A 10,938-nucleotide genomic window follows, 5' to 3' on the forward strand; every position below is an offset into this window, starting at 1 on the left:
TATAAAACCAAAGAGGAGGTTAATTTATGGCAGTTATTTCCATGAAGCAATTGCTAGAGGCCGGGGTGCATTTTGGCCATCAGACCCGGCGCTGGAATCCCAAAATGGCGCCTTACATTTTTACCGAGCGCAACGGGATATACATCATCGACCTGCAGCGTACAGTAAAAAAGATAGAGGAAGCCTATAATTTTGTACGCGATCTGGCGCGGGACGGCGGTAAGATTCTTTTTGTGGGCACTAAAAAGCAAGCGCAGGAATCGGTCAAAGAAGAAGCAGAACGGTGTGGTATGTATTACGTTAATGTGCGCTGGTTAGGGGGTACTCTGACCAATTTCCCGACCATTCGCCGGCGCATCGATCGCTTGAAGGAATTGGAGCGCATGGAAGAAGATGGCACTATGGAGCTGCTGCCCAAGAAAGAAGCCATGAGGTTGCGTAAAGAAAAAGAAAAACTGGAACGCTTTCTGGGCGGCATCAAGAACATGAGGCAACTGCCGGATGCCCTTTTTGTAGTGGACCCCCGGAAAGAGCGCATTGCCGTAGCCGAAGCTCGGCGCTTAGGGATACCCATTGTAGCTATCGTAGATACCAATTGCAATCCAGATGAAATAGATTACGTGATTCCGGGTAATGATGACGCTATTCGGGCTGTCAAACTCTTAACAAGTAAGATAGCCGATGCCGTGCTGGAAGGATTACAAGGACAAGATCAGCCTGAAGCTGTGGGCGAATAGAGGGGGATAGCCATGATTTCTGCTGCTGATGTCAAGGAGTTGCGTAACCGCACGGGTGCCGGTATGATGGACTGTAAAAGGGCTCTAGAAGAAACCGGCGGTGATATGGAGAAGGCTATTGAATATTTGCGTATGAAGGGTCTGGCAGCTGCTGCCAAAAAGGCGGGCAGGGCGACCAAAGAGGGATTGGTGGAGGCCTATATCCACGGCGGTGGCCGCATTGGGGTTTTAATTGAAGTGAATTGCGAAACAGATTTTGTGGCCCGGACTGAGGATTTTAAGGCCCTGGTTCATGACCTGGCCATGCAGGTGGCTGCTGCCCGACCGCGGTATGTAAAAAGAGAAGATGTGCCGGAGGAAGTGGTGGAAAAGGAGAAAAGTATACTTCGGGCTCAGGCCCTTAACGAAGGCAAGCCGGAGAAGGTTATTGATAAAATAGTGGCTGGGCGGTTGGAAAAATTTTATCAAGATACCTGCTTGCTGGAACAGCCCTTTATTAAAGACATGGAACGCACGGTGAAGGATATAATTGCGGAGAAAATAGCCAAGCTGGGCGAGAATATCGAGGTACGCCGTTTTGCCCGCTTTGAGGTGGGCGAAGAGTTATCATAGGCGTAAAGAAAAAAAGAGCACGGAAGTGCTCTTTTTTTCCAAAGGCGAAAGGAATTTTGCTTAACATGTAGAAACATTATGGGGAGTCACGGAGGTACTCACCTCATGCGGAAACCCAAGTATAAAAGGGTGGTTTTAAAATTAAGCGGAGAAGCGTTAGCCGGGAACCAAGGTTTTGGTATTGATCAGGATACTATAAGTTCCATCGCAGAACAAATTAAAGAGGTGCGGGATCTAGGAGTAGATGTAGCTGTAGTTGTAGGCGGAGGCAACATCTGGCGGGGAGTCAAGGGAAGCGCTAAAGGCATGGACCGGGCTACAGCCGACTACATGGGCATGCTAGCCACGGTTATTAACGCTCTGGCCCTGCAGGATGCCCTGGAACGCATAGGGGTTGATACGCGGGTGCAGACGGCTATTGAAATGCGGCAAATAGCTGAGCCTTACATCAGGAGGCGGGCCATCCGCCATTTGGAAAAAGGTCGGGTAGTAATTTTTGCCGCAGGGACGGGCAACCCTTATTTTTCTACGGATACCACTGCCGCCCTTAGGGCGGCAGAAATAGAGGCCGAAGTAATCCTTATGGCCAAGAAAGTTGACGGGGTTTATGATTCCGATCCGGAACAAAATCCTAATGCCAAACGGTATGCAGGGTTGGATTACCTGGATGTGTTAAACGGCAATTTAGGAGTAATGGATTCTACTGCTACTTCTCTTTGTATGGATAATAACATTCCCCTAATTGTTTTTGGCATTAAAGAAAAGGGTAATATTCTTAAAGCGGTGATGGGTGAAGAAATAGGCACTTACGTTGGGAGGTAGGTACAGTTGGAAGAGATCCTAAAAGAAGCAGAAAGTAAAATGCAGAAGGCTGTGGAGGGGCTGCGGCGGGAGCTGGCTAGCATTAGAGCAGGGAGGGCTAATCCTGCTCTGCTGGAAAAAGTACAAGTCAATTATTACGGAACACCTACTCCCATTAACCAGTTAGCTACTATTTCCGCTCCCGAAGCCCGCTTGCTTGTCGTTCAGCCCTGGGATCGTTCTATGCTGGGTGAAATGGAAAAGGCCATTCTTAAATCTGATTTGGGCTTAACCCCTACCAGCGATGGAACGGTAATCCGCATTGTTCTGCCCCAGCTCACCGAAGAAAGGCGGGCTGAGCTGGTTAAGCTGGCCAGGAAAAAAGCAGAGGAATTCCGGGTGATTGTACGCAATATCCGGCGCGATGCCAACGATAAGCTTAAAGCCAAGGAGAAGAGCGGTGAAATTTCGGAAGATGAAGTGCGCCGGGCCCAGGATAAAGTGCAAAAGTTGACGGATAAGTATATTCAAGCCATTGATAGGGCTTTGGCCACCAAGGAAGAAGAAATTATGGAGGTTTAAAGAGGAATTGTTGGAGGATTATCTGGGTTTACCACCTGAAGAAGCAAAACCGGCCCTTGCTGAAGCTGGTTACCAGGTGGTGGCTATTAAGTTTACCGGCGGGCAGAATTCTTCCCCTTCAGAGGCTGAAAGCCGGGTTGTCAGGGTTCGGGTGGTGGGAGCCGGCCAGGTGGAGCTGGTACTGGCTCCAGTATATACCCAGCCACCAGCGAAAGGAGGTGTAGGAACCTATGCCCCATCGGATTACTGAGGAATGCCTCGCCTGTGGTGTATGTGCTGATGAGTGCCCTAATGGAGCTATTTCCGAGGGAGATAACATCTTTGTAATTGACCCGGAACTTTGTACTGATTGTGGCGCTTGTATGGAAGCTTGTCCTAATGAGGCCATCGTTGAAGAGTGATGGCGACAATCCCCCTCCCCCGGAGGGGGTTTGTTTTATGGAGTTGGCAGGAGGTATACAGGGAGTGATTTATTCGTTATTTCCCCGGCGACGCAGCAAAAACGCGCAACAGGCAAGCCTTCCCGATCATGGACGTTTACCCCGGCATGTGGCTATTATTATGGACGGGAACGGGCGCTGGGCTTTGCGCAGGGGGTTGCCCAGGGTGGCAGGGCACAAGGCCGGGGTCGAAGCCTTGCGAGAGGTAGTCAAAGCTTGTCTCGATTGGGGCATTGAGGTTCTTACGGTTTACGCTTTTTCTACGGAGAATTGGAAGAGGCCGCACGCGGAAGTAGAGGCTTTAATGCAGCTTTTAGTGGAATATCTGGAGCGTGAGGTGGAGGAGCTACACAGGCAAGGTGTACAAATACGGGCTATTGGGCGGTTACACGAACTTCCTTCTGAAGCTCAAAGAGAACTGCACCGAGCCATGGAACATACAGCCGGTAATAAAAGGTTAATCCTTAATCTGGCTTTAAATTATGGAGGACGGGCTGAACTGGTAGATGCTTGTTGTGCTGTGGTTCAGGATGTTCTTCAGGGGAAACTGGATATAAACGACATTAGCGAAGAGGTTTTGAGCAATCATCTTTATACTTCTGATCTGCCGGATCCCGATTTATTGATTAGAGCTGCTGGAGAAATGCGCCTTAGCAACTTTTTGCTATGGCAGTCAGCTTACACGGAATTGTGGGTTACTTCTACTTTATGGCCTGATTTTCGTCGCGAAGATTTACTGGCTGCCCTTCAGGATTATGCCCGGCGGGAGCGTCGCTTTGGAGGATTAAAATAGGTGTTGGGTCAACGTATCCTGGTAGCCATAGTAGGTATCCCTCTTTTATTGTTGCCGGCCTATGCAGGAGGGGGCTGGTTTTTCGCCCTTATAGTTATATTATCGTTTTTGGGGCTAAGGGAGTATTATCATTTATTAAAGCATATGGGGTTAAATCCTCCGATCGCTTGGGGCCAGTTAGGCGGCTTGGGTTTACTGGTGACGGTATATTTAAGGCAAGAATTTCCCGCTTTCCTGCCGCAATTTCTTCTCTTCTTATTTCTTTTAGGATTTTTATTGACCTTTCCCCGCTATTCTCTGGCGGAGGTAGCCACGAGTTTTTTAGGTGTTCTTTATGTGGCCGGTTCCTTCAGCTATTTACTGCTTTTACGGCTTATTCCCGGCTGGGGTTTCTCTCTTTTGCTCTTCACTTTACTCCTCGTTTGGGCCAATGATACGGTAGCGTATTTTGCAGGGAAAATCTGGGGCCGAAAAAAAATGTGCCCGATTTTAAGCCCGGGGAAAACATGGGAAGGAGCTTTAGGGGGGCTGGCGGGGACTTTAATTGTTGGCGTTCTTATAGGCAGCAGATTATTGCCCCAAGGCCAGCTTTTGCTCCTCATCCTTTCCTTACTGGTTGCTTTAGCCGGTCAAACTGGAGACTTGATAGAATCGGGGATAAAGCGACTGGCGCAGGTTAAGGATAGTGGCCGTTTTTTGCCCGGCCACGGCGGCATCTTAGATCGCTTTGATAGTTTGTTTCTAGTGGGACCAGTGGTATACTATTTCTGGATATTTGTTAGTTAAGCAGAGGTGAATTTCTTGACTGCACAGGATCGCTTTATGCGGGTATTTCAGGTATTACTATTGGTCCTAATGGTTATTATTATTTGCTTCTTTCTTTTTTATTATATTTTCCCTGCGGTGGCAGTGATTATAAATAAAATAGTGCCGGTGATGCTTCCTTTTGCCCTGGCGGCTTTACTTGCTGCTTTAATAGATCCGGTGGTAAACTTTCTCCAGGAGCGGGGAAGATTAAGCCGGACTGTAGCTGTACTGGCTGCCATTTTGGTTGTTTTAGGTTTAACAAGTATCGCCCTTTTTTTCTTAATTTCTAACCTTATTCTGGAACTCGAGGTCTTAGTGGCCAGCCTGCCGGCTCAGGCCCGAGCCCTGGGACCTGTGCTGCAAAGTTTGCTGGCGCGGGTGCAGGCTTTTTATTTTTCCGGTAACCTGCCGCCCGATATTTGGAATTCGATCCAAAACCTCCTAAATACAGGTATTGCCAGTTTAAGGGGACTATTAACCTTTATAGTCCAGTGGCTGATAGCTTTCTTGAGCTCCTTGCCAGAACTTTTTATTTTGGTTATTATCACCCTGGTGGCTACTTTCTTCTTCAGCCGGGATAAAGAAGTAATTCTGACCACCCTGCGACGTTCTTTGCCCCGAATTTGGGCAGAGCGGGTGGAGAGGACCGGAGCTTTTTTGGGCAAGGCAATTATCGGGGTGCTGAGGGCAGAAACAGTTTTAATTAGCCTCCAAATTACGCAGACGGTAATCGGCTTGCTGATACTGCGAGTAGACTACGCTCTAACCTTGGCTTTTTTGATCGGCTTGGCCGACATCCTGCCCATTGTGGGCCCGGGCACCATTTATATTCCCTGGGCTATTTGGGAATTTATCCGGGGCAGGTACGGGTTGGGCATTGCTCTACTAGTTCTTTATAGCTTTATTATCCTATTGCGCCAGCTTTTGCAGCCCAAGCTAGTAGCCATCAACTTAGGCCTGCATCCCTTGACCACTTTGATTGCCCTTTATGCAGGATTAAAATTGCTGGGCATCGCGGGATTGATCGTAGGTCCCCTAACGGTAGTTGTCATCAAAGCTTTTTTAGCAGCAGGCAAAAGATAGAAGAGGCAGGAGGCCCTTAATGGCTAAAAGTATAGTCATTTTAGGTTCCACCGGGTCCATCGGCCGGCAGGCCCTGGAAGTTATAGATAATTATAGGGAGAGGTTCCGGGTAGTGGCCCTGGCTGCGGCCCGCAATATAGATTTGCTGGAGGAGCAGGTGAAGCGTTACCGGCCCCGGGTGGCGGTGGTGCTGGATAAGGGGAGGCAGAATGAGCTAAGAGCAAGGGTGCAGGGATTAGGAGTCGAGGTACTGGCCGGCGAGGAAGGGCTGGCCGCCGCAGCTACCCTGCCTGAGGCCGAGCTGGTGCTGGCTGCCATGGTAGGGATTAAGAGTTTGCCGGCAGTGCTGGCAGCCATTGAAGCGGGGAAAAACATAGCTCTGGCCAATAAAGAAATCCTGGTGACGGCCGGAGACCTGGTCATGGAGAGGGCCCGGTTTAAGGGAATCAAGATTTTGCCCGTGGACAGCGAACATTCGGCCATTTTCCAGTGCCTGCGAGCGGGGGAGCGGGTCAAAAAAGTTACCCTCACAGCTTCTGGCGGACCTCTGCGGCGGTTGCCTTTAGAGGAAATGGACAAAGTTACACCGGAAATGGCCCTGGCCCACCCCAATTGGAAAATGGGGCCCAGAATTACCGTGGATTCGGCTACTTTGATGAACAAGGGATTCGAGGTTATCGAGGCCAAACATCTTTTCCAGCTGGAGTACGAGGATATTGAAGTTTTGATTCATCCCCAGAGCATTGTTCATGCTATAGTTACATATAATGATGGCAGTTCTCTGGCTCACATGAGTTTACCAGATATGCGTCTTCCTATCCAGTATGCTCTGACGTGGCCGGAGAGGTGGGACAATGCCTATAGTTGTCTTGATCTGGCGGCTTTAGGGGAACTCACTTTTGAGCGACCTGACTGGCAGCGTTTTCCCTGTTTTAAGCTAGCCCTGGAGGCCGGCTGCCAGGGCGGGACGTTCCCGGCCGTCTTAAACGCTGCCGACGAGGTGGCGGTGGACCTGTTCTTGCGGGGTAATATAAAGTTTTCGGACATCTCCCGCTTAGTAGAAGAAGTTTTAACCCGGCATGTTAAGCTTTCCAACCCCAGCCTGGAAGATATACTGGCTGCTGACACCTGGGCCCGCCGAGAGGTTTTATCCTTGGTCTCCGGTTTGGAGAAAGGAAGGAGTAGGTCTTAGTGACGATAATATTGGCATTGCTAGTTTTCAGCCTCCTGATCGTTGCCCATGAGCTGGGCCATTTTTTGGTGGCTAAAAGGGCCGGTATTAAAGTGGAGGAATTTGCCATAGGCATGGGCCCCGCCCTTCTTAAATTTAAGCGCGGTGAGACAATATACTCTTTGAGGGCGTTTCCCTTCGGCGGCTTTAATCGCATGGCCGGGATGGAGGGACAGGGCGAAGATGATCCCCGAGGTTTTAATAAGCAGCCGGTACTGACGCGCATGGCCGTGATCGCCGCTGGCTCAGGCATGAATTTTGTCCTGGCGGTTGGGCTATTTGTTTTTATTTTCATGGTCTTAGGTATTCCTAAAGATGTAAATGTTATCGGTAGGGTGGAACCCGGAAGGCCGGCAGATTTAGCCGGATTGAAGCCCGGAGATAAGGTTCTCTCTATTGACGGCGTGCCGGTGGATAGCTGGACAGCCATGGTGCGGGAGATTTACCAGCGGCCGGAAGAGGATATTGTTTTAGAAATAGAACGTGGGGGTCAGCGGCAGAAGGTAACGGTTAAAAGCGAGCGCGATCCGCGCTCGGGAGTAGGAATGATAGGGATAGGCCCCCTGTGGGAACGGCAGGGATTCTGGCGGTCCATACACCTGGGTTTTTCCCAGGCAGTGGCCATAACAGCTATGATTATTGTTAGCCTGGTACAGATGCTTACCGGTAGGGTAGCCCCGGAAGTGGTAGGTCCGGTAGGCATAGTCCAGATGGTGGGCCAAGCGGCTACCTTTGGTCTGGCCAATGTCCTCAATTTTACTGCTGTGCTAAGCCTGGATCTAGGTTTAATAAATCTCTTACCCGTTCCGGCTCTAGACGGCAGCAGATTGGTTTTCTTAAGCTGGGAATGGATCCGGGGCCGACCTATTGATCCTGCTAAAGAAAATATGATTCACCTCATAGGATTTGCCCTGCTCATGGGTTTATTGATATTAATAACCTACCAGGATTTGATACGCCTTTTCAGCTGAGGTGAAGATGGTGGAGATTAAAAGGCGGCCTTCCCGCAGAATTTATGTAGGCAAGGTGCCCGTCGGGGGCGGGGCTCCCATCTCCGTCCAATCTATGACCAATACTGATACCCGGAACGTGGAAGCTACTGTGGCTCAAATTAGGCGCCTGGAAGAGGCAGGCTGTGAAATTGTCCGGGTGGCTGTGCCGGACCGGGAGGGAGCGCGGGCCTTAAAAAGAATAAAAGAGCAGATCAATATCCCCCTTATTGCCGATATTCATTTTGATTACCGCCTGGCTTTGGAGGCCCTGGCTGCCGGGGTGGATGGCCTGCGGATAAATCCCGGTAATATTGGCGGTCCTCAAGCTTTAAAGCTCGTAGCCCGGGAGGCAGCGGAGCGCGGCGTACCCATCCGGGTGGGAGTAAATGCGGGTTCTCTAGAGGAGGAAGTGAAGGCCGCCCATGGGGGCGTAACGGCGGAAGCCATGGTGGCCAGCGCTCTGCGCTCTATACGCCTTTTGGAAGATCAGGGATTTTTTAATATTAAAGTTTCCCTTAAAGCCTCGGAAGTACTTTTAATGATAGAGGCTTATCGCCTTCTGGCCGAGCAAGTCGACTACCCTTTCCACCTGGGCGTGACCGAAGCGGGTCCTGTCCTACCGGGGGCAGTGAAATCGGCGGTGGGTTTAGGTATTTTGCTAAGCCAGGGCATCGGTGATACTATAAGGGTTTCCTTGACGGGCGATCCCGTTTTAGAGGTAGAAGTAGCCTATTACATTTTGCGCTCCTTAGGCTTGAGGCGGAGGGGAGTGGAGCTTATTTCCTGTCCTACCTGCGGCCGCTGCCAAATTGATTTAGAGAGATTAGCTGCTCAAGTGGAAGAGAAGTTAAAGGGCATTACTTTTCCCCTAAAAGTAGCCGTAATGGGCTGCGCGGTCAACGGTCCCGGAGAGGCCCGGCAGGCCGATGTCGGTATAGCCGGGGGGCGGGGGTGGGGTACGGTTTTCAGGAAAGGAGAAATAGTCAAGCGGGTGCCAGAAGGACAATTGGTGGAGGCCCTGCTAGAAGAAGTTAATGAAATTATACTGGGATGGGAGGAAAAGGATGCGAGCAAGTGAACTTTTTGCTCCTACTTTAAAGGAAATACCTGCTGAAGCCGAGGTTATCAGTCACCAGTTATTATTGCGGGCAGGTTTTATTCGTAAGGCCGCTGCCGGCATTTATACTTTCCTTCCTTTGGCCTGGAGGGTTCTGCGCAAAATTGAAGATATTGTTAGAGAGGAAATGGACCGCGCCGGTGCTCAGGAATTGGTGCTACCCATTATTCAGCCTGCAGAAATTTGGCAGGAGAGCGGTCGCTGGGAAGTTTACGGTGAAGAAATGTTTCGCCTGCAAGACCGCCATGGCCGTAATTTTTGTTTAGGCCCCACCCATGAGGAAATAGTTACGGCCCTGGTTCGCAGTGAGGTTAATTCTTACCGGCAACTCCCTTTGCTGTTGTACCAGATTCAAAATAAGTACCGGGATGAGCGGAGGCCGCGCTTTGGCTTACTTAGGGGCCGGGAATTTATCATGAAGGATCTCTATTCCTTCGACCGGGACGAAGAGGGCCTGCAGGAGAGCTACGACAAGATGTATGCGGCTTACAGCAACGTCTTTCGCCGGTGTGGCCTAAAGTTTCGGGTCGTAGAGGCCGATACGGGAGCTATTGGCGGGAGTTCCAGCCACGAGTTTATGGTCCTGGCCGAAGCCGGAGAAGCCGTGGTACTTTTCTGCCACCATTGTAATTATGCTGCCAATGTAGAAATAGCTAAGGCTACACCGCGACCCTTAACAGGAGATGACCAAGCCTTACCTTTGGAGAAGGTGGCTACCCCGGGCCAGCGCACCGTTAAAGAGGTCTGCGCTTATCTGGGCATTGAACCCCAGCGCCTTATTAAGACCATCCTTTATGAAGCGGATGGTCAGCTGATAGCTGCCCTGGTGCGAGGAGACCGCGAGTTAAACGAGGTTAAGCTGCAGAAAGCCGTGGGATGTCGCCAATTAAACTTAGCTGAACCGGAGAAGGTCGAAAAGTTGCTGGGAGTGACTGTGGGATATGTAGGTCCGGTAGGCCTGGGCAATATTCCTATCTATGCAGATTTGGAAATTCCTTACCTGGTTAATGCGGTGGCCGGAGCTAACTACAATGATTACCATTTCGTGAATGTTAACCCGGGCCGCGACTTTACCCCCGTCAAGGTGGCGGACCTGCGCCAGGCCGAAGCGGGTGAACCCTGTCCCCAATGCGGCTCTGTTTTGGACCAGGCCCGGGGAATAGAGGTAGGGCAAATTTTTAAGTTGGGTACCAAGTACAGCCAGGCCTTAGGCGCCACTTATGTGGATGAAAAAGGCGAGGAACATCCCGTGGTCATGGGTTGCTACGGAATCGGCATTAGCCGGACTATGGCTGCTGCTGTGGAGCAGCACCATGATGAGCATGGCATTATCTGGCCTATCTCCATTGCTCCCTATCAGGTGGTAATAATACCTGTTTCCGGACGGGATGAAATACAGATGGCTGTGGCAGAGAAGCTTTACCAGGAATTGCAGGCGGAGGGGCTGGAGGTAGTCCTGGATGACCGGGATGAAAGGGCAGGGGTTAAATTTGTAGAGGCCGATCTCATCGGCTATCCTCTGAGGTTAACTATTGGCAAGAAAACCCTAACGCAGGGTACCGTAGACTGGAAGTGGCGCTGGAGCAAGGAAGAAAAGGCGGTACCGCGAGAAGGTCTGGCCCGGCGAGTAAAGGAAGCCATAATGAGAGCACTGCAGTCACCGGAGGAATTTTATCTGGGTTAGTCCAGGTTTTGAGCCTCCTTTGGCTTCTAGCGAATGGGCTTCTTTAAAATTTCCCACAG

At 50.5% G+C, this 10,938-nt stretch carries 13 protein-coding genes; all 13 read left to right on the forward strand.

Going from position 1 to position 10,938, the window contains the following annotated elements:
• Positions 1-26: 26 nt before the first annotated feature.
• The 13 genes from rpsB to AC1BI1_RS02395 all read left to right on the forward strand — a co-directional run bounded on the left by rpsB (position 27) and on the right by AC1BI1_RS02395 (position 10,879).
• Entirely contained in the window at positions 27-737 is a 711-nt protein-coding gene (gene rpsB / locus AC1BI1_RS02335; RefSeq protein WP_476715657.1) for a 30S ribosomal protein S2, read from the forward strand.
• Between the two features lie 12 nt (positions 738-749).
• The gene (gene tsf, locus AC1BI1_RS02340; RefSeq protein WP_476715658.1) at positions 750-1,349 is read left to right on the forward strand and encodes a translation elongation factor Ts; all 600 of its coding nucleotides are present in this window, start codon (positions 750-752) and stop codon (positions 1,347-1,349) included.
• Between the two features lie 105 nt (positions 1,350-1,454).
• Positions 1,455-2,171, forward strand: coding sequence for a UMP kinase (pyrH, locus tag AC1BI1_RS02345; protein ID WP_476715659.1), 717 nt, complete (start codon positions 1,455-1,457; stop codon positions 2,169-2,171).
• A gap of 39 nt (positions 2,172-2,210) precedes the next feature.
• Positions 2,211-2,732, forward strand: a complete 522-nt coding sequence (gene frr / locus AC1BI1_RS02350) for a ribosome recycling factor (protein ID WP_476715752.1) — start codon at positions 2,211-2,213, stop codon at positions 2,730-2,732.
• A gap of 7 nt (positions 2,733-2,739) precedes the next feature.
• A complete protein-coding gene (locus tag AC1BI1_RS02355) occupies positions 2,740-2,982 on the forward strand; it encodes a hypothetical protein (protein WP_476715660.1) in 243 nt (80 codons plus the stop codon).
• A complete protein-coding gene (locus AC1BI1_RS02360) occupies positions 2,963-3,133 on the forward strand; it encodes a DUF362 domain-containing protein (RefSeq protein ID WP_476715661.1) in 171 nt (56 codons plus the stop codon). Before AC1BI1_RS02355 ends, AC1BI1_RS02360 begins: the two co-directional genes overlap by 20 nt.
• A 37-nt stretch (positions 3,134-3,170) precedes the next feature.
• A complete protein-coding gene (locus AC1BI1_RS02365) occupies positions 3,171-3,965 on the forward strand; it encodes an isoprenyl transferase (RefSeq protein ID WP_476715662.1) in 795 nt (264 codons plus the stop codon).
• Positions 3,966-4,751, forward strand: coding sequence for a phosphatidate cytidylyltransferase (locus tag AC1BI1_RS02370; RefSeq protein WP_476715663.1), 786 nt, complete (start codon positions 3,966-3,968; stop codon positions 4,749-4,751).
• A gap of 15 nt (positions 4,752-4,766) precedes the next feature.
• Positions 4,767-5,855 (forward strand): sporulation integral membrane protein YtvI, encoded by a 1,089-nt coding sequence (gene ytvI / locus AC1BI1_RS02375; protein ID WP_476715664.1) that lies wholly within the window; start codon positions 4,767-4,769, stop codon positions 5,853-5,855.
• A gap of 19 nt (positions 5,856-5,874) precedes the next feature.
• On the forward strand, positions 5,875-7,047 hold the full coding sequence (locus AC1BI1_RS02380; protein ID WP_476715665.1) for a 1-deoxy-D-xylulose-5-phosphate reductoisomerase: 1,173 nt from the start codon (positions 5,875-5,877) through the stop codon (positions 7,045-7,047).
• Positions 7,047-8,057 (forward strand): RIP metalloprotease RseP, encoded by a 1,011-nt coding sequence (gene rseP, locus AC1BI1_RS02385; protein ID WP_476715666.1) that lies wholly within the window; start codon positions 7,047-7,049, stop codon positions 8,055-8,057. The genes AC1BI1_RS02380 and rseP overlap by 1 nt, the downstream gene beginning before the upstream one ends.
• 16 nt (positions 8,058-8,073) lie before the next feature.
• A complete protein-coding gene (gene ispG / locus AC1BI1_RS02390) occupies positions 8,074-9,156 on the forward strand; it encodes a flavodoxin-dependent (E)-4-hydroxy-3-methylbut-2-enyl-diphosphate synthase (RefSeq protein ID WP_476715753.1) in 1,083 nt (360 codons plus the stop codon).
• Positions 9,143-10,879: a proline--tRNA ligase gene (locus AC1BI1_RS02395; protein WP_476715667.1), complete on the forward strand. Its 1,737-nt coding sequence runs from the start codon at positions 9,143-9,145 to the stop codon at positions 10,877-10,879. Before ispG ends, AC1BI1_RS02395 begins: the two co-directional genes overlap by 14 nt.
• Positions 10,880-10,938: the final 59 nt, after the last annotated feature.

This window comes from Thermanaeromonas sp. DSM 22490 (assembly GCF_056378755.1).